Genomic DNA, 235 nt, shown 5'->3' with positions numbered 1-235 from the left:
ACCTTCACACCAACCGTCCCTGACGCCAGGCGCCAGAGTGGCGCCACGTGCCTCGAGATGAGCGATGAAGGCATCCAGCACATCGGGGTTGGCCTGATAGGCCTCTTCGCCGCAGGGCTCACCGGGCGTCATGGTCGCGCGACGGTGCAGCAGCTCACGAGGGCGCTCTTCCCCCAACCAGGCTAGGCTGGCAAGTTGGCGATGTCCCTCGGCGTCGCGTTCGAGATGTACGATC

General features: G+C 65.5%; 1 protein-coding gene. It reads right to left on the bottom strand.

What is annotated here, in order from left to right; genetic code table 11:
• Positions 1-235, bottom strand: a 235-nt coding sequence (locus R0J88_RS23565; RefSeq protein WP_410901398.1) for a hypothetical protein, incomplete at both ends; no start/stop codon positions are given.

The organism is Pseudoalteromonas sp. SIMBA_162 (assembly GCF_046535955.1).
Classification (GTDB): Bacteria; Pseudomonadota; Gammaproteobacteria; order Enterobacterales; family Alteromonadaceae; genus Pseudoalteromonas; species Pseudoalteromonas marina.
Note: the sequence above shows the minus strand (reverse complement) of the source record. Positions and strands in the feature narration are given on the sequence as shown.